Raw genomic sequence first — 17545 nt, 5'->3', positions numbered from 1 at the left:
CGAACACATCCCGGTTCGCTTTGCGCCGGAACAAGACCGGCGCAGCTTGCAAGAGCGACTGTTGGTGGAATGCAGCTAGAAACGGGCAGCGATGATCAGGTTGGTGATCATCGCGTTTTCTTATAAACGATTTATATTATTTTAAACCGCGGCGCTCCAGCAGCGGCTCGATGACCGGATCGCGGCCGCGGAAGTTGCGGAACAAATTCATCGCATCGTCGGTGCCGCCGCGCGACAGCAGCTTGGCGCGGAACCAGTCGCCGTTCTCGCGTTTCAGGCCGCCTTTTTCCTTGAACCATTCAACCGTGTCGGCGTCCAGCTTCTCGGACCACAGGTAGGCGTAGTAGCCGGCCGAGTAGCCGCCGGAGAAGCTGTGCGAAAAGTAGGTGGTGCGGTAGCGCGGCGGCACCGGCGCGAAGTCCACGCCCATGTCCTTCAGCGACGCCGCTTCAAAGGCCAGCACGTCGGTCGGGATTTGCGACGGCGTCAGCTGGTGCCAGCGCTGGTCCAGCAGCGAGGCCGACAGATACTCGGTGGTCAGGAAGCCCTGGTTGAATTTCTTCGAGGCGATCACCTTGTCCAGCAGTTCCTTCGGCATCGGTGCGCCGGTCTTGTAGTGCTTGGCGTAGTTGGAGAGAACCTCCGGCCACACGGCCCACATCTCGTTGACCTGCGACGGATATTCGACGAAGTCGCGCGGCACGCTGGTGCCGGAGAAGCGCGGGTACTTGACGTTGGAGAACATGCCGTGCAGCGCGTGGCCGAACTCGTGGAAGGCGGTCTTGACTTCGTCGTAGGTCAGCAGCGTCGGCTCGCCGGCTGGCGGCTTGGGAATGTTGAGGTGGTTGGCCACCACCGAGTGCGTGCCCAGCAGCGATGATTGCGAGCTGTACTCGTTCATCCAGGCGCCGCCCTGCTTGTTGCCGCGGGCGTACATGTCGGCCAGGAAGATCGCCAGCTGCTTGCCGTCGGCGTCGAACACGTCGAACACGCGCACGTCCGGGTTGTACACCGGCAGGTCCTTGCGTTCCTTGAACGACAGGCCGTACAGCTTGCCGGCGGCGTAGAACACGCCGTTGGTCAGCACGTTGTTGAGCTCGAAGTAGGGCTTCAACTGGTTCTCGTCGAAGGCGAAGCGCTGGGCGCGCACCTTGTCGGTGTAGAAGGCCCAGTCCGAGGCGTCGATCTGGAAGCCGCCCTTGTCGGCGTCGACCACGGCTTGCAGGTCGGCCGCCTCTTTCCTGGCGTTGTAGACGGCCGGCTTGGCCAGCTCGCCCAGCAGCTTGTTGACGGCGGCGGTGTCGTGCGCGGTCTGGTCTTCCAGCGAGTAGGCGGCGAAGTTGGCGTAGCCCAGCAGGGTGGCTTTCTCGGCGCGCGCCTTGGCGATTTTCAGCACCACGTCGCGGCTGTCGAACTCGCCGCCGTGGCTGCCGCGCGTCAGCGACGCGGCCATCAGGCGCTCGCGCACGGCGCGGTTGGTCAGCACGGCCAGCGGCGGCTGGCCGCTGGTGTTGACGATGGCGACCAGGAACTTGCCGTCCATGCCCTTGGCCTTGGCGGCGGCTGCGGCGGCGTCGATGGCGGCGTCGGTCATGCCGGCCAGTTCTGCGCGGGTGTCGACCACCAGCGCCGAGGCGTTGGTTTCCTTCAGCACGTTCTGGGTGAAGGTGGTTTGCAGCGTGGCGATGGCGCCGTTGATGGTCTTGAGTTTTTCCTTGTCGGCGTTGGACAGCTTGGCGCCGGCGCGGACGAAATCGGTGTGGTAGCGTTCCAGCAGGTGCTTGGATTCGGCGTCGAGCTTGAGCTTGTCGCGCTGGTCGTACAGCGATTTCACACGGGCGTACAGCTTGGCGTTCAGGTGGATGGCGTCCCAATGGGCGGCCAGCTTGGGCGACATCTCGCTATCGATCGCGTCCAGTTTGTCGTTGGTGTTGGCGCCTTGCAGGTTGCCGAAGATGGTTTGCACGCGGTTCAGCAGCTCGCCGGATTTTTCCATGGCGACAATGGTGTTCTCGAACGTGGCCGGCTTCTTGTTGTCGGCGATCGCTTCGGTTTCCTTCAGCTGGATGCGCATGCCTTCGACGAAGGCTGGCTGGAAGTGCTCGTCCTTGATCTGGTCAAATGCCGGGTAGTGGAACGGCAGCGTGCTGGCGGCGGCCAGTGGGTTGCCGGCCAGCACGGCGGCGGGAGCAGGCGCGGCCAGCACGGTCTGCGAGAAGGCCAGGCCGAGGGCGGCCGCGATGACGAGCACTTGAGGACGGGACATGGTGACATCTTTCATTAAACGACGAGGGAAAATGCTGACGCGACTAAGCGCAGCATGGAAGCGCCAGATGATATCAGGGTGATATGGCGGCAGTCACTGGCAAAAAATGCTGCACTGCACTTGATTGGCAAGCAGGGGATTTTCCCGAAGAATGCTTTGTCGAGTTGGCATTTTTGCAGCTACACTGACGTTCCGACGCAACACGGCCATAGAAATGAATATCGAGCAGCTCAAACGGCATTGCCGGCAGTTCCCCGGCGCAGTGGAAACCCTGCACGGCGAACCGTCGAATATCCTGGTCTACAAGGTCGCGGACAAGACCTACGCCTACTTCAAGACCAGCGAGCCGGAACGCTGGCGCTTCAGCCTGCGCGTGACGCCGGACCGCTTCCTGGAGCTGACCGACGTGCCGGGCGTGAAGCCGGCGCGCTACATGGGGCGCTTTCACTGGGTGACCATCGTCGACGTGAGCAAGTTCCCGGCCGACTACCTGGCCGAGCTGGTGGCCGGCTCTTACCGGCGCGCGGTGGAGTCGCTCGGCAAGGCCAAACAGAAGGCCTTGAGTCAACCAGCTAGCGGTGCTCGAAACGGCGATCCGGAATAAACCAGATCATCGCGACGATCACGTACAAAGCGAAACCGGCCATCGGTTCGACCAGCGACAAGACTATGCCGACCAAATACAGCAGCGAGGACAGCTTGCCCTTGCGGTCCTTGCCCAGCGCAAGCCGCAGCGCCTCGTTGTTGGTTGCCAGGCACTTGGCCAGGATGAAGTAGGCGATGCTGGACATGAACAGGATGAAGCCGTAGCAGGCCAGCGGCAGCGCGGCGAAGTGGTTCTCGCCCATCCAGCCGGTCACAAACGGCACCAGCGACAGCCAGAACAGCAAATGCAGATTGCCCCACAGCGCGCCGCCGGTGACCTTGCTGATGGTGTGGATCAGATGATGGTGGTTGTTCCAATAGATGCCGACGTAGACAAAGCTCAGCACATAGCTGAGGAACACCGGCCACAAAGGCTGCAACGCCGCCCAGTCCGCGCCATGCGGCACCTTCAGCTCCAGCACCATGATGGTGATGATGATCGCGATGACGCCATCGCTGAATGCTTCCAGCCTGGTTTTGCCCATTTTTTACCTGTCCATTATCAAGACCCTTACCGGTATGTTACCTCACCAATACCCGTAATATGGGGCTAGCATCTGTTTGGCACTCCATGGTGACCTCAGGAGAAAAGCAGTCTTTTGACCGGGAGGTTCAACCATGTGACCGCAACAAACCTTACGGCGTAACGATATCCCAATTCAGCATCTCTGGTGCCCTATCAAAGAATTGATCAATCTCCGGAAGGAATCTACGTTGGCGTCGCATTTCGTCGAATACCGTTAAATGCGGCGAGCCCAAAATTTCCAACTGCAGCCTTTCGAGCTGATCTTGAGATGCAGTTCCGCTCTTTTCTCCCACATATTCACGAATTCTCGCTCGAAAACCGGTGAATGCATTTTCCCGAGCCTTTCGGACAATTTCGCGATTCAAACTGAGAACATCAATACTAAAGTCAGCTCTTGCATTTTCTTGGTCACTTATTCCCTCTCGAGGAATAAACATAAAAGTGGGTTCGATTTTAGTACCATCTAGAGCTGTACCGCCCAAATCAAGCTCTAAGAGATCAGTCGGATCTTCGATACGAGGGTCAATAAGAGCACATATACCTGGCGGTGGAGGGATGACTGGTCCCTTAGGCTTTCGAATAAACTCCACAACTTTTTTTCCTTGAAGCACTCCAAATCTACTGTTTTTAGGCCCATTACAAGGGCCGCAGGCAAACAGATAATTTGACCATAAAAAGGCACGATCCGGCAGAATACTTTTTGGATAAATGTGCTCAACCTCATCTGCAGCGGAATCTTCGCAATATGCACATCGCACTGATCCAATGCACATCGAACTAAGCTTTTCGCGAATCTTTCCGAATGCTTCCTTACGTTGATTGGTACGCCTTCCAGTATCCCATAACGATTTCGCTTTGCTAACTTGGGCTGAGTAACTTGTTTGGCTGGTAACTAGCTGTTGTAGCTGGAGAAGAGCAGTAACAGTGGCCGCATCGAGATCTTTGTGATTGATATAAAGCATAGTTAATTTTGCGGCTCAGCGTCTAAATCAGTTGCTTCAGTTGGCAAGGTATCTCTAAGTTCGCGCATACGCTCTGCCTCGGAACTTGTCAGATTTGATCTGAGTGCTTTTCTGTTTAGCACCGCCAGCTCAGTAAGCAGGTGTTTTGAATCGTCGGACCGAGCAATATTTCGCCCAAAGTATTCAGTTCCATAGGCTTCCAGTATTGATCCATGAATTAATCGTTGTAATACGACACCTTCAACACGACCAGCCTGATCCTCCGTACCAGGCTCTGGTAAACGCCACACAGATGTCGCGGCTCTGCAAACGATAGGACTGTGGGTGGTCACTATAAACTGTACCTCTGGAAAACAACGCGTAAACCAAGGGCCAATATCCCTTTGCCACGTAGGATGCAAATGAGCATCAATTTCATCTATTACAACTACTCCTGGAAGTTTAACGGACTTTGATTCAATGTCGATGGATGAATATACTTCTTCAATCCCATAAGCCTTCGTCATCTGCCGCAATATCTCAAAAATTGTTGACAGCACAGAACGGTAACCATCACTCATTTGTTCAACCGCTACTTGAAAACCATTGGCGTCCACTAGAATAATTTCTTCTGCTCTGACTTCTTCAATTTTTGCATCGTGCGGAAGAAGATCCGATGCATTTAGAAATTGAACAAGCTTCTCCAATAATTTCCCCGATTCGGCCCCCGCCTCCAGCTGCCTCACACGCAACTCGCGCAACCAACGCAAACCTTCTGTTAATGCAATATCCTCGCCAAAGGCAGTTAGGTGTGAAGCAAGTCTAGGATTGGTAAACCACAGACGATCGTATCCAGGGTCCCCTCCAGTAAATCGACGGAAGGGGCCAAAAGACGCTGAAAACCAGCCTTTCTTAGTTCCCCATACTGATCTTTCTGCCTTTGCTTTCCCCTCCTTAAGAGCGACTGGTTCTACTCTAGGCCCGGATAACGACGCTTCCAATGGACGAAACTCAATTTTGAAATCAAACTCTGCGGCTCCTCGCCCTTTTCCGGTTACAACATCCTTGGCTCCTGCGGAAATCGCCACCTCAATCCTTCCCGGCTCAGCCTGATGGCGTTGCCACGTATTCCAATTTTGGCGCAACGCAGCAGCTTCTTTCGGTCCTGCAAGCGCAAGCGCGATTGAGCGAACAACAGTCGACTTACCCGCACCATTTGCGCCCAAAATTACGTGCCATCCCGCAGTTTCTGTCTCATCAAAGGAAAGTAAGAATTGCTCAATTGATCGAACGTTTTTAATGCTTACGTGTCGTAAATACATTCTCTTTATATCCTATAAAATTTTACTGCGGCACGAAATTACGCAAATAGCTGAATGAAACATTAGGGAACTGCAGTGCATTTATAAATAATTGAATGTCAACACACGGCTTGCAATATCACAGCAATTTATATGATAATCCCCTTAGTTGCAACGCCATAGGCTGCTTCTAATCTTTGATGTGCAATCAAGAAATTATTTCCAAGTGGAAACTTTACTACATCAAAGGATATTTTTGTTCGTTTGTGCTTTGACGGTCCCTCCATTGCTTAGCGAACGCTGCCACGCGATCGCAAGACCTCTTGGCTTGCTCCCCTATTCGGACGGTCCTAATGAAACGGTTTCAGACTACGCGGCCGTTTGAGTGATTTGGCTGCTTCAGTCTTCAGCCAGCCTAAAAGATGGAAAGCGCACGGGTCGAAGGTGCTGGCCGATTGCCGCACCGCATAAGCGAGTTCGGTCATTTCCGAGCGCATGTAGCGCCGGATGGTACTGCGAGATATACCGAAGCATTTGGCGGTCTGCCTCAATGAAACCTTGTCGCGAATGTGCCAGTGCCTGACAATCTTTGGTAATACCATGTCCCTCGCTCCCATCCCTTGCTCATTCAAATAAGTAGGATTGTGTGCTTAACATAAGCAATTTTTGATACAAGTCATATGGCAAAGTTAACTAGTTTTCGGTACAAACGACAGTTGGCATGTTAGCTGCGCAAAAGCTGACAGCGGAGGTCGAAATACAAAGCAGCCTTCGCCATGGTTCGATCGAAGGTCCATAGTTCGGCCTGGTATTCCTGGACCAGTGCCAAATGCAGTGCATCACCTGCGCGAAGGCCAGTCTGCCATCCATCCAACATATGCGCCGCCAGACGATGGTCGTTGTCATCGACTGCCAGCCTGACCAAGGCTGGCGCTACATGATTCGCAAAGGCATCGACTGCCTTGCGTGCGCCACGCCGTGTGATCAGCTTGCGCCGAACTTGTATGCCCAAGGCAGACAGTAACTCCACTTCCGTCCAACTGCTAAACGCCAAGGAATCACCTGGACTGGTCATCAAACGTTCAGCAAGTTGACTGCCGGATTCTGGAAGCAGGAAAGCCATCAAGACGCTGGTATCGATATACCGCATCAGAAGCGATCCGAATCGCGCATTTTTCGTATGAATTCGGCGGCCGGCTCGCCCAGGTAGCGAATGCCGGCCCGGTGTTCGGCCAAGCTAGGGACTTGCTGGCGGAGCGGATCGCTTTTTACGATCTTGACGACCGCCTTTCCACGCTTAGTGATCGTCACCTGTTCACCGCCTTCCACCAACTCGATCAGTTTGCTTAGCTGCGCTTTCGCTTCAGCCAGAGAGAACGTGTACATGGGCACCTCATGACTATCTGGATGGTCATTAGATCATAGCACCACTTGGAACTGGCTCCCCTGTCCGAGAGTCCAATGATTAATAGCTACTGTCGATTCGATAGGTGATGGTCACGTTGCCCTGAACGGCATATTGCTTCAGGCGCATTGCTGCGACCCCGCCCACACGCTCTTGCGGAAAACGAATCTCCAGACGATTGGCTGCTAGCCATTTGACATCCGGACCGTTGCGCAGATTATTGGTCCTTGGATCACGGAAACTGGCGCAGCCGCCCACATACACGACCTGTGCATCGTCATGCGTATCGACCTTCACATTGACGAACACGACAGCGACGGTATCAACGCAATAGGGAGAAATGCCGCCTCCGCCGTTTTCGTTGAGCAGCACCGCCTTGTATCGTCCATCAGGCGAGCGCAGCTCCTGCGTTTGAGAGGGCCGATCGCCGAAATAGTTCAACAAGAACCGCGCCGCGCCGGCCAGCAAGGCCAACAAGCCCACCAGCGCCAGCATATTTTTCAACCACCGACCAACAGCGCGTCGCACCGTCCCGCCTTCGCGAGAGCGCAGGTTTCCAAACAATATTTCCATTTATTCCCATCCTATTGGAGACCATGTGACCGAGTCATTTACTGCCGGCTCGGCTGTACCGCTCGGACCTGCATCAATCGTGCGCGCTATGCTGCGCGTTCATGCTGGCGTAAAGTGGTGAGTGCCTCCGAGGAGTCCACCATGAACGGCAATAATCCGCCCCAGCAGGACCAGCACCGCATCGCCGAACGCGTTGCCCGTCTTGAGACGGCCATCGACTATCAAGGCCAGAACTTATCGGGGCTACGCGAGGAAATGCGGGCCGGCTTTGCCCGTACCGATACTGGCTTTGTTCGTACCGACACTGGCTTCGATCGTGTGGACGCCCGCTTCGTTCGTGTCGACTCCGAGTTTGCTCGTGTGGACGCCGAGTTTGTCCGCGTACACGAGCAGCTGATGAAGATACGCACCACGGACTTCCGCATTCTGCTGAGCATCAGCCTGACCACGGCCCTTGGCACCATGAGCTTGATCGTCAAGATCTTCGGCCTGCTCTAGCACGCGGGCATCACTCGCATATCTCAGGCTGCACCAACTGCGCCAGCAACACCAGCGATTCCTGCCAGCCCAGGTAGCAGGCTTCCGTTGGTATCACCGCCGGTATGCCTTCCTGCACCACCTTCAACTCCACGCCGCAGAACACTTCGCGCAGCGTCACGGTGGTCTGCATCACGCCCGGCAGGTTGGGATCGTCGAACTTGCCGGTGTAGACCAGGCGCTGGTTCGGCACCAGTTCCAGATACTCGCCGCCGAAGTGATGGCCGCCGCCAGTGGTGAAGTTGGTGAACGACATGCGATAGCCGCCACCCACTTTGGCGTCCAGCGCATGCACCTTGCCGGTGAAACCGTGCGGCGGCAGCCATTTGGCCAGCGCGTCGGCATCCACGAAGGCACGGTAGACGCGCTCCGCCTTGGCCTTCAGTACCCGTTGCAGTTGTACAGTATTCGTAGTCATGTTCGTATCTCCTGTGAGTGAGAGGACATCCCTCTCCAACCTACGACGAACGACGGCCGGCGAATTCGACACGCCGCCCCTATCTTGCCGGTAATAGACAAACAACTCATTTCCGCCTATCCTGCCCGTTTTCAAATTTGAAACATTAAGGATACGCCATGGGCCAGACTTTTTCCACTTGGCGGCTGCTGGCCGCGGGGCTCGGCGTCACGGTCTCGCTGGCCAGCCACGCCGACCAGGCACGCACCACGCCGGTCGCCGATTTTCAAAGCTGCGCCAAGCCCGTCTGGCCCAAGGAAGCGCTGCGCAAGGAACAAAGCGGCACCGTGACCCTGTCCTTCCTGATCGCCGCCGATGGCAGCGTGATCGACTCCAAAGTGGTCCGCTCCAGCGGCTTCCCGCTGCTCGACGACGCGGCCGTGAGCGGCGTGCGCCTGTGCCGCTTCAAGCCGGGCACCGTCGACGGCAAACCGGTCAGCGCCTGGCAACAGATGCAGTATGTGTGGGAACTGGAGGGCGCCTCCAGGATCAAGATCGACCAGCAGGCGGTGCAGCAGTACCGCGACGCCGCGCTGGCCGGCGATCCCGAAGCGCTGTACATGCTGGCCAAGGCCTACAGCAACGGCGCGGCCAACCAGGCGGCCAGCCTGGAACAGTTCCGCATCACGCTGGACAAGAGCCTGGTGGCGGCGCAGTTCGAGCTGGCCCGTCGACTGGCGCACGGATCGGAAGCGACCAAGGACCAGGCCGAAGCGAGCGTCTGGTATCGCAAGGCCGCCGAAGCCGGCAACGCGACCGCGCAGCTGAACCTGGGCTACCGCTACGAACATGGCAACGGTGTCACCAGGGACTATGCCGAGGCGATGGCCTGGTATCTGGAAGCGGCCGCGCAGGGCGACCATCAGGCGGAAATCAATATCGGCCTGCTGCATGCCTATGGCCGCGGCGTCGCGATCGACATGGCCGAAGCCGCCAAGTGGTATCGCAAGGCGGCCGATGGCGGCAATACCTGGGGCGAGGCCAATCTGGGCTTGTTCTACCTGTACGGCAAAGGCGTACCCGAGGACCTGCCGCAGGCGCTGCATTGGCTGCAACTGGCGGCCGCCAAGCACAATCCCGCCGCCGAGCGCGATCTGGCCACCATGTACCTGAGCGGCCGGGGCGTCGCCCAAAACGACGAGGAAGGCTTGCGCTACCTGCGCCTGGCGGCGGCCGACCAGGACGTCAGCGCGCAGATCCGGCTGGGCCTGGTGCTGTCGCACGGCCTGTACGGCGTCGCCGCCGATCCGGTCGAGGGCGTGAAGTGGCAGCGCGCCGCCAGCAAGCACGGCAGCGCGGTGGCCGAGAACAACCTGGGCTATGCCTACGAAACCGGCAGCGGCGTCGCGCAAGACTATGTCGCCGCGCGCGACTGGTATGTCCGCGCCGCCGGCCAGGGCAACGGCTATGCGCAGGCCGCGCTGGGCGGCCTGTACGAACATGGACTGGGCGTCGAGCAAGACCTGGGCCGCGCGGCGGCGCAGTACCAGATGGCGGCCGCGCAAAACAATCCGGATGGCCTGTATCGCCTGGCGGCACTGCACGAGGCCGGACAGGGCGTGCCGCGCAGCGCGGTGACCGCCGCCGCCATGTACCTGCGCTCGGCCAACCTGAACTTCGAAGCCGCCATGCGCCGCCTGGCCACCGCCTATCAAAAAGACGAGCTGGGCCTGAAGGCGGATGCCGCCCAGGCAAGTGCATGGCAGGCCAGGGCCGAGCAGAAGGCCGCCGCGCCGCGCTTCGACTTCCGCTAGGCTACACTGCCGTCTTGTACCGGAAAAGGATCAACGATGGAAAATTATGTCGAGCTGCTGGAAACCCTGGCGCAGCAGGAAAAGGAACTGCAATTCACCGCCTTCACCAGCGACACCGCGCTGGCGCTGGGACTGAAGGTGGTCGAGCTGGCCAGGCAACGCGAGAAGAGCGTCACCGTCAACGTGACGGTCAACGGCAAGGTGCTGTTCCACCACGCGATGCAGGGCGCGACACCCGACCAGGCCGACTGGATACGCCGCAAGAGCAATGTGGTGACGCGTTTCGGCCGCTGCTCGTTCCACATCGGCACCGATTATAAAAATCGCGGCGTGGCGTTCGAGGAGGTGAAGTACCTGGACCCGAAAGAGTACGCGCCCTACGGCGGCTCGTTCCCGGTGGTGGTCAAGAATGTCGGACTGATCGGCACGGCCACCGTCTCCGGCCTGCGCCAGGCGGAAGACCATGCGATCGTGGTGGAAGCGCTGCGGGCAGTGCTGGCGTAATCAGTAGTGCGGAGGTGGTTCGTGCGCCAAGGCGCCGCCGCCTCCACCGCCCTGCGCCTGGTCGCGCACATGCTGCACCAGCGCCGCGCACATCTGCTCCAGCTTGTCGATCTGCTGCTGTTGCTCGTAGACGCGCTGGTTCAGCGACTCGACGATGTGCTCCTGGTGCGCCAGTTTGATTTCAATATCGATAAAGCGGTCTTCGTTGGTGCTCACGGCATACTCCCTGCTGGAAAGCACGCATTCTACCGCCTTATGGCCTCACTTGAGGTAGACCCCGCCGCACACCACCAGGTCCTCTTCCGGCACGCAATACATGGACTTCGGTTCGATCTGGCCGCTGACCGGATTGGTGAACTTGTAGTCCTGCCAGAACGGCTGCTTTTTCTTCGCCAGCTCGACGCGCTCCTTGACGAAGGCCTTGCCGTCGACGTCCTTAATCTCCAGCAGGTTCTTGCCGATCATCTTGGCGTTGGCGCCATGCGCGCGCACCACGCCGTCCATGCCGTACACGGTCAGGTAGAGATCGCGGTCGGTAAACGGACCGTCCTTCCTGTTGATTTCGCCGTAGGTTTTTTCCTTGCCATTGGCCTTCATGAACTTCAAGGCCTTATGCACCATCGCCTCCGCTTCGGCCTTGGTGGCAATGTCGGCGGCGCGGGCGGCGGGCAGCAGCGCGCAGGCGAGAACGACGGATGCAATGAGCTGGGTACGCAAGTGTCACCTCCGGTGGAATCGCGCCAGATTGGCACATGCCGATGCTAGCACAAGGCCGGCGCGATTACGTCTTCGGTGTGGTTAATAGTTCCTTCATGCGTGCCAGCCGCTCCTTCGGCGTCAGCACCTCGGACTCGGCCGGCACGGCGTTGCCGACGTCGAGCTCCATCTCCTTGATGAAGCGCGACGGATCGCAATGCACCTGCTCGCCCGCGCGCTTGCGCTTCTTGCACCAGGTGATCTGCAAGGTGCGCTGCGCGCGCGTGATGCCGACGTACATCAGGCGCCGCTCTTCCTGCACGCGGGCGGCGATGGTCTCGGCCAGCGCGTCGGGATCGCCCTTGTGCGGCAGGATGCCTTCCTCCACGCCGACCAGGAACACGTGCGGATACTCCAGTCCCTTCGACGCGTGCAGGGTCGACATGCGCACCGCGTCCGGGTCCTCGTCCTGGCCTTCGAGCATGGACATCAGCGCCACCATCTGCGTCAGCTCCAGCACGTTTTTCTCTTCGCTGTCGCGGTCCTTGCCGCCACGGCCGCGCTCCTTGAGCCAGTTGGTGAACTCCAGCACGTTCTGCCACTTGCTCTGGGCGGCACGCTCGTCGAACATATCGTAGAGGAAGGATTCGTAGTTGATCGCTTCCAGCAAGTCGTCCAGCACCTGGGCCGCGTTGTCGCCGCTGCCGCTCGGACCGGGCCGGCTGGCGCGCGCCTCCAGGTTGTTGATGAAGTTGCAGAACTCGCGCAGCGGCAGCAACTGGCGGTCGTTCAACAGACCTTCGATGCCGCCCTTGAACACCGCCTCGAACAGCGAGCACTGCCATTGGCCGGAGAAGGTGCCCAGTGTTTCCAGGGTCGACTGGCCGACGCCGCGCCGTGGAGTCGTGACGGCGCGGATGAAGGCCGGATCGTCGTCGGTGTTGGCCAGCAGGCGCAGGTAGCTGATGATGTCCTTGATCTCGGCCTTGTCGAAGAAGCTCTGGCCGCCGGAGATCGTGTACGGGATGCGCTCCTTGCGCAGGCACTGCTCGATCACGCGCGCCTGGTGGTTGCCGCGATACAGGATGGCGTAGTCGGACCATTTGTTCTTGCGCTGGAAATGGTCGGCCGAAATCATGATCGCCACCTGCTCGGCTTCCTGGTCGTCGTTGGCCATGCCCAGCACATTGATCGGCTCGCCCAGGCCGTGCTCGGACCACAGCGATTTCTCGAACAGCTTGGGATTGTTGCCGATCACCGCGTTGGCCGCCTGCAGGATGCGGGTGGTGGAGCGGTAGTTCTGCTCCAGCTTGATCACCTGCAGGTCGGGGAAGTCGGTTTGCAGCGTCTTCAGGTTTTCCACCGACGCGCCGCGCCAGGCGTAGATCGCCTGGTCGTCGTCGCCCACGGCGGTGAACATCGGCTTCTTGCCGATGCCCGTCACCAGCAGCTTGACCAGCTCGTACTGGCAGGTGTTGGTGTCCTGGTATTCGTCCATCAGCAGGTAGCGCAGGCGGCGCTGCCACTTGTCGCGCACCGGCTCGTTGTCGCGGAACAGTTCCACCGGCAGGCGGATCAGGTCGTCGAAGTCCACCGCCTGGTAGGCCGACAAGGTCGCCACGTAGCTGGCGTAGATGCGCGCCGATTGCGCCTCGTCCTCGTCCTTGGCGTGGTGCAGCGCGACCGTCGGATCGATCAGGCCGTTCTTCCACAGCGAGATATCGGTCTGGATGCGCCGCACCACCTGCTTGTCGGTGGTGATCGCCATGTCCTGGATCAGCGAGCCGCAATCGTCGCTGTCCATGATGGAGAAGCGGTCCTTGAGGCCGACGCCGTTGGCTTCCTGGCGCAGGATCTTGACGCCCAGCGAGTGAAAGGTCGAGACGGTGAGCTGCTTGGCCTGCCGAGGCTGCTTGAGCAGCTTGGCGATACGCTCCTGCATCTCCAGCGCCGCCTTGTTGGTGAAGGTCAGCGCGGCGATGGTGCGTGGATCGTAGCCGCGGTCCTCGATCAGGTGGGCGATCTTCTGGGTGATCACGCGCGTCTTGCCCGAGCCCGCGCCGGCCAGCACCAGGCAGGGGCCGTCCAGGTACATGACGGCCTCGCTTTGCGGGACATTAAGACCGAATTGGGGGGCTTTGGACATCGGGCAACGATCGGCTGGGGAACAGCCAATCATTGTACAGCCCCGGACGGTTTAGAAGCCCGACAACACGATCTTGCCTATGGTGCGGCGGCTTTCCAGCGCCTCGTGCGCGCGGCGCAGGTTGGCGGCGTTGATCTTGCCGTACACCTCGCCCAGCGTGGTCTTGAGCTTGCCGGCGTCGATCAGCGCGGCCACCTCGTCGAGCAGCTGGTGCTGTTCGATCATGTCCGGCGTGCCGAACATCGAGCGGGTGAACATCATTTCCCAGACCCAGGTCACGCTCTTGGCGAACAGCTTGTCCATGTCCAGCGGCGCGGTGTTGTGGACGATGCTGACCACCTTGCCCTGCGGCGCGACCACCTGGGCGATGGCGTCGAAGTGCGGATCGGTGTCGCTCAGGCACAGCACGTAGTCGACGCTGGCGATCTCCAGCGCCAGCAGTTGCGCCGCCATGTCGCCGTTGTGGTCGATCACGTGGTCGGCGCCCAGCGCGCGCACCCACTGGGCCGATTCCGGACGCGAGGCGGTGGCGATCACGCTCAGGCCGGCCAATTGTTTGGCCAGCTGGATCGCGATCGAACCGACGCCGCCGGCGCCGCCGATCACCAGCACGCGCTTGCCGGCATCGGCGCCGTCGCGGCGGATCGCCAGGCGGTCGAACAGCGCTTCCCACGCCGTGATCGAGGTCAGCGGCAGGGCGGCGGCGTGGTTGAAGTCCAGGCTGGCCGGCTTGCGGCCGACGATGCGCTCGTCGACCAGGTGAAATTCGCTGTTGGCGCCCGGGCGGACGATGCTGCCGGCGTAGTAGACCGCGTCGCCGACCTTGAACAGGGTCACGTCCGGGCCGACGGCGGTCACGGTGCCGGCGGCGTCCCAGCCCAGCACGCGCGGAGCGGCGTCGGTCGCTTCGCCGGCGCGCACCTTGGTGTCGACCGGGTTGACGGAGACGGCTTCGATCTTGACCAGCAGATCGCGGCCGGTGGCGACCGGCACGGCGATTTCGACATCTTGCAGGACGGTGTTGGTGACGGCGATGGCTTTCATGGTTTGCTCCAGATAAAGGTTTTGATGGACGCAGTATGAATCGCCGCATTTACTTTGATAACTGGCATAATGATGAAATCATTCTTCATCAAATCAATAAAATGGCTCTGGACCTGACCGACGTGGCGCTATTTGTGCGGGTGTGCGCGACCCGCAACCTGTCCGCCGCCGGGCGCGAGTTCGGCCTGTCGCCGGCCGCGTCCAGCACCCGCATGGCGCAGCTGGAAAAGCAGCTGGGCGCGCGCCTGCTGCACCGGACCACGCGCCAGATCACCGTGACGCAGGACGGCGAAGTGTTCCTGGAACGCGCCATGGCGCTGCTGGACGCGGCCGAGCAGGCGTCGGCGGCGGTCGGCCACGGCAACGCCCAGGCGCAGGGCCCGCTGCGGGTGGCGGCCTCGGTGACGTTCGGCCGGCTGTACATCGTGCCCGAGGTGGCGCAGTTCCTGGAGGAGCACCCCGGCGTGCAGCTGGACCTGCGCCTGTCCGACAGCACCCACGACCTGGCGGCGGACGGCATCGACGTCGCCATCCGCGTCGGCCCGCTGCGCGATTCGGCGCTGGTGGCGCGGCCGCTGGCGCCGAGCAAGCTGGTGTTGTGCGCCTCGCCCGACTACCTGCGCCGCCACGGCGTGCCGCAGCAGCCGGCCGACCTGTTGCGGCACGAATGCCTGGTGCTGCAGGCGATGAACCCGTGGCGGCTGCGCGAGCGCGACGGTAGCGAGCTGCTGGTGCGCGTCGGCGGCCGCTTCCGCAGCGACAACGGCGAGGCGCTGCGCGACGCCGCCATCGCCGGGCTGGGCATCGGCCTGTCGTCGACCTGGCTGGTGGCCGACCAGCTGCGCAGCGGCGCCCTGGTACGGGTGTTGCCGGGCTACCAGACCACCGATTCGGTGATTTCCGCCGTCTACCTGAACCGCCGTTTCCTGCCGCCCAAGAGCCAGGCCTTCATTGATTTCTTCAGCCGGCGCTTCGGGCCGGAACCGTACTGGGACGAGGGCATCGCCTGAGCGGGCGCAGTCTTCTTTGTGACAGATGCGTTACCATGCGGGGATGAGGCGCGCGTGCGCCTGCCCTAGACATGGTTTCCCTATGAAATTCGAACACTTAATAGAAATTAACGACCCGCTGAATCCGCTGATCGATGCGCTCAGCCTCAAGCAGCTGTGGAGCGGCCTGGTGCTGCGCGCCGAATCGCCCAAGCTGTTTGTGCCGCATCTGGACGAGTGCGTCATCGACGAGCGCACCGAGAACGGTTTCCGCCGCCGTCTCACCTACGGCAAGCTGGTCATCGAAGACCGCGTGGTGCTGGAGCCGATGCGCCAGGTGCGCTACGAAGTGGCGGCGCAGCAGGACATCAGCCAGTCCAGCCTGACGATGAGCATCGAAACGCCGACCGCCGACACGCTGTACGTGCGCTTCCAGTACGACGACGGCCACGACGCGGCGACCGACGCCGCCAACGCGATGTACGACGATTTCCGCCGCTCGGCCTACCAGGAGTCGGATATTGACACCATCCGCGTGCTGCGCGACCTGGCGCAGCAAGGCCGGCTGGACGCGCTGCTGAACTAGTCTACACGGCGGCGCTGCGGCCCCAGACCTGCTCCATGCGCAGCGGCGGCGCCTGCAGCGTGGCCAGCTGCGCCAGGCTCAGCACTTCACGGATGCCGTGCAGCTCGGCGCGCGTATCGCGTTGCAGGAACACGTCCAGCGGCGCGCCGCGCGGGCCGATCACCGATTCCACATGCGGCGTGGTCGATTGCAGGCCGCGGCGCGACACCACGCCGATCTCGCCGTTGATCAGCCGCACATAGGTACCGATCGGATAAATGCCCAGCTCGCGTATCAGCAGCGCGGCCAGGTTGCCGTCCACCGTCACGTTCGATTCCAGCAGCAGATCGCGCAGGGCGGCGTGCGGGGTCATGGTCTTGCGCCAGGCGCGCTCGGCCACGCGGGCGCAATAGCGGTCGGCCAGCGCCAGCAAGCGCGCCAGCGGCGGGATCTGCGCGCCCGACTTGCGCAGCGGATAGCCGCTGCCGTCTTCGTTTTCATGGTGATGCAGGATGCAGTCCAGCCAGGCCTGGTCGGCGATGCCGGCTTGCCGCAGCAGTTGCACACCGGCTTCGGGATGGGCTTGCACCACGGCGCGGTCGGCGGCGCTCAGTTCAAGGCGGCTGTCCTGCAGGCGCTGGTGCTGGTCCAGCATGGCCACGTTCATGGTCAGCGCGGCCAGCGTCAGGCTTGCGGTCTCTTCCAGCGACAATTGCTTGGCCTTGGCCAGCAATTGCACGACCACGGCGGTGTCGATGCCATGGCGCGCGGCGTAGGACGCGGCGCGCTGGTTGTGCAGGATGGTGGCGGTGGCGACGTCGGCATTGACGGCCACGGCATCGGACACCAGCAGCGCCACCTCCTCAAGGCGGCGGCGCAGGTCCGGCGGCGCGGCGCGCAAAGCCACCGCTTGCAGCAGGGCTTGCAGCTCCAGGCTGGCGGCGTTGAGCTTGCGCAGTGCCGAGTCCGGCTCGCGGGCTGGTTCATGCTGCCCGCTGTGGTCCTCGAACGAGCCGCGCTCCACCAGATAATCGATCTGGTTGGCGCTGGCGATCATATGCCCTTTGCGGACCAGCAGGGCGCCGTTGTCGCCGTACACATTCCACGGTATCAGCATGCCCAGCTTCAGATCGGCTGCCGTGACTCTACGTATCTTCATTGCCGTTGATAAAAAACTATCGAGCCAGCAGCATACG

The 17545-nt window shown here is 60.6% G+C and carries 19 protein-coding genes; 6 read left to right on the top strand and 13 right to left on the bottom strand.

What is annotated here, in order from left to right; translation table 11 throughout:
* Window positions 1-136 precede the first annotated feature (136 nt).
* Entirely contained in the window at window positions 137-2266 is a 2130-nt protein-coding gene (locus tag KVP70_RS08200; RefSeq protein ID WP_217941631.1) for a M3 family metallopeptidase, read from the bottom strand.
* A gap of 214 nt (window positions 2267-2480) precedes the next feature.
* Between KVP70_RS08200 and KVP70_RS08195 the strand changes: the two genes are divergently transcribed.
* Window positions 2481-2870 (top strand): MmcQ/YjbR family DNA-binding protein, encoded by a 390-nt coding sequence (locus tag KVP70_RS08195; protein ID WP_217941630.1) that lies wholly within the window; start codon window positions 2481-2483, stop codon window positions 2868-2870.
* Here KVP70_RS08195 and KVP70_RS08190 read toward each other — a convergent pair.
* The 6 genes from KVP70_RS08190 to KVP70_RS08160 form a co-directional block, all read right to left on the bottom strand.
* A complete protein-coding gene (locus tag KVP70_RS08190; RefSeq protein WP_217941629.1) occupies window positions 2839-3396 on the bottom strand; it encodes a TMEM175 family protein in 558 nt (185 codons plus the stop codon). The two genes, KVP70_RS08195 and KVP70_RS08190, sit on opposite strands and share 32 nt — an antisense overlap.
* Before the next feature lie 151 nt (window positions 3397-3547).
* Entirely contained in the window at window positions 3548-4399 is an 852-nt protein-coding gene (locus tag KVP70_RS08185; RefSeq protein ID WP_217941628.1) for an HNH endonuclease family protein, read from the bottom strand.
* Between the two features lie 2 nt (window positions 4400-4401).
* Window positions 4402-5700: an AAA family ATPase gene (locus tag KVP70_RS08180; protein ID WP_217941627.1), complete on the bottom strand. Its 1299-nt coding sequence runs from the start codon at window positions 5698-5700 to the stop codon at window positions 4402-4404.
* Between the two features lie 703 nt (window positions 5701-6403).
* Window positions 6404-6829: a type II toxin-antitoxin system VapC family toxin gene (locus KVP70_RS08170; RefSeq protein ID WP_217941625.1), complete on the bottom strand. Its 426-nt coding sequence runs from the start codon at window positions 6827-6829 to the stop codon at window positions 6404-6406.
* Window positions 6829-7065: a type II toxin-antitoxin system Phd/YefM family antitoxin gene (locus tag KVP70_RS08165; RefSeq protein WP_217941624.1), complete on the bottom strand. Its 237-nt coding sequence runs from the start codon at window positions 7063-7065 to the stop codon at window positions 6829-6831. The genes KVP70_RS08170 and KVP70_RS08165 overlap by 1 nt, the downstream gene beginning before the upstream one ends.
* 79 nt (window positions 7066-7144) lie before the next feature.
* Window positions 7145-7657, bottom strand: coding sequence for a hypothetical protein (locus KVP70_RS08160; RefSeq protein WP_217941623.1), 513 nt, complete (start codon window positions 7655-7657; stop codon window positions 7145-7147).
* A 141-nt stretch (window positions 7658-7798) separates the two neighbouring features.
* Here KVP70_RS08160 and KVP70_RS08155 point away from each other — a divergent pair, with 141 nt between their 5' ends.
* The gene (locus KVP70_RS08155) at window positions 7799-8155 is read left to right on the top strand and encodes a hypothetical protein (protein WP_217941622.1); all 357 of its coding nucleotides are present in this window, start codon (window positions 7799-7801) and stop codon (window positions 8153-8155) included.
* 10 nt (window positions 8156-8165) lie between these two features.
* On the opposite strand, the gene KVP70_RS08150 is transcribed toward KVP70_RS08155, so the two are convergent.
* Window positions 8166-8612, bottom strand: coding sequence for an SRPBCC family protein (locus tag KVP70_RS08150; RefSeq protein ID WP_217941621.1), 447 nt, complete (start codon window positions 8610-8612; stop codon window positions 8166-8168).
* 158 nt (window positions 8613-8770) lie between these two features.
* Here KVP70_RS08150 and KVP70_RS08145 point away from each other — a divergent pair, with 158 nt between their 5' ends.
* Together KVP70_RS08145 and KVP70_RS08140 are read left to right on the top strand one after the other, a co-directional pair.
* Window positions 8771-10405 (top strand): TonB family protein, encoded by a 1635-nt coding sequence (locus KVP70_RS08145; protein ID WP_217941620.1) that lies wholly within the window; start codon window positions 8771-8773, stop codon window positions 10403-10405.
* A 36-nt stretch (window positions 10406-10441) separates the two neighbouring features.
* The gene (locus tag KVP70_RS08140) at window positions 10442-10909 is read left to right on the top strand and encodes a heme-degrading domain-containing protein (RefSeq protein ID WP_217941619.1); all 468 of its coding nucleotides are present in this window, start codon (window positions 10442-10444) and stop codon (window positions 10907-10909) included.
* Here the strand turns inward: KVP70_RS08140 and KVP70_RS08135 are convergent, their stop codons facing one another.
* The 4 genes from KVP70_RS08135 to KVP70_RS08120 all read right to left on the bottom strand — a co-directional run bounded on the left by KVP70_RS08135 (window position 10910) and on the right by KVP70_RS08120 (window position 14795).
* Window positions 10910-11125, bottom strand: a complete 216-nt coding sequence (locus tag KVP70_RS08135; protein WP_020703788.1) for a SlyX family protein — start codon at window positions 11123-11125, stop codon at window positions 10910-10912.
* 45 nt (window positions 11126-11170) lie between these two features.
* Window positions 11171-11626 carry a cache domain-containing protein gene (locus KVP70_RS08130; RefSeq protein WP_217941618.1) on the bottom strand — a complete coding sequence of 152 codons (456 nt, stop codon included), beginning with the start codon at window positions 11624-11626 and terminating at the stop codon, window positions 11171-11173.
* Window positions 11627-11690: 64 nt separating this feature from the next.
* Window positions 11691-13751 carry a UvrD-helicase domain-containing protein gene (locus KVP70_RS08125; protein WP_217941617.1) on the bottom strand — a complete coding sequence of 687 codons (2061 nt, stop codon included), beginning with the start codon at window positions 13749-13751 and terminating at the stop codon, window positions 11691-11693.
* A 51-nt stretch (window positions 13752-13802) separates the two neighbouring features.
* Window positions 13803-14795, bottom strand: a complete 993-nt coding sequence (locus tag KVP70_RS08120; protein WP_217941616.1) for a zinc-binding alcohol dehydrogenase family protein — start codon at window positions 14793-14795, stop codon at window positions 13803-13805.
* A gap of 101 nt (window positions 14796-14896) precedes the next feature.
* Between KVP70_RS08120 and KVP70_RS08115 the strand changes: the two genes are divergently transcribed.
* Together KVP70_RS08115 and KVP70_RS08110 are read left to right on the top strand one after the other, a co-directional pair.
* Entirely contained in the window at window positions 14897-15805 is a 909-nt protein-coding gene (locus tag KVP70_RS08115) for a LysR family transcriptional regulator (protein WP_217941615.1), read from the top strand.
* Between the two features lie 82 nt (window positions 15806-15887).
* A complete protein-coding gene (locus KVP70_RS08110; protein WP_217941614.1) occupies window positions 15888-16370 on the top strand; it encodes an SRPBCC family protein in 483 nt (160 codons plus the stop codon).
* A 1-nt stretch (window position 16371) separates the two neighbouring features.
* Here the strand turns inward: KVP70_RS08110 and KVP70_RS08105 are convergent, their stop codons facing one another.
* Complete coding sequence (locus tag KVP70_RS08105; protein ID WP_229224673.1) at window positions 16372-17508, bottom strand: HD-GYP domain-containing protein; 1137 nt, start codon at window positions 17506-17508, stop codon at window positions 16372-16374.
* Window positions 17509-17545 lie beyond the last annotated feature (37 nt).

The sequence above is a fragment of the Duganella violaceipulchra genome (assembly GCF_019166075.1).
Classification (GTDB): Bacteria; Pseudomonadota; Gammaproteobacteria; order Burkholderiales; family Burkholderiaceae_D; genus Rugamonas; species Rugamonas violaceipulchra.
This window is presented reverse-complemented; position numbering and strand designations above follow the sequence as displayed.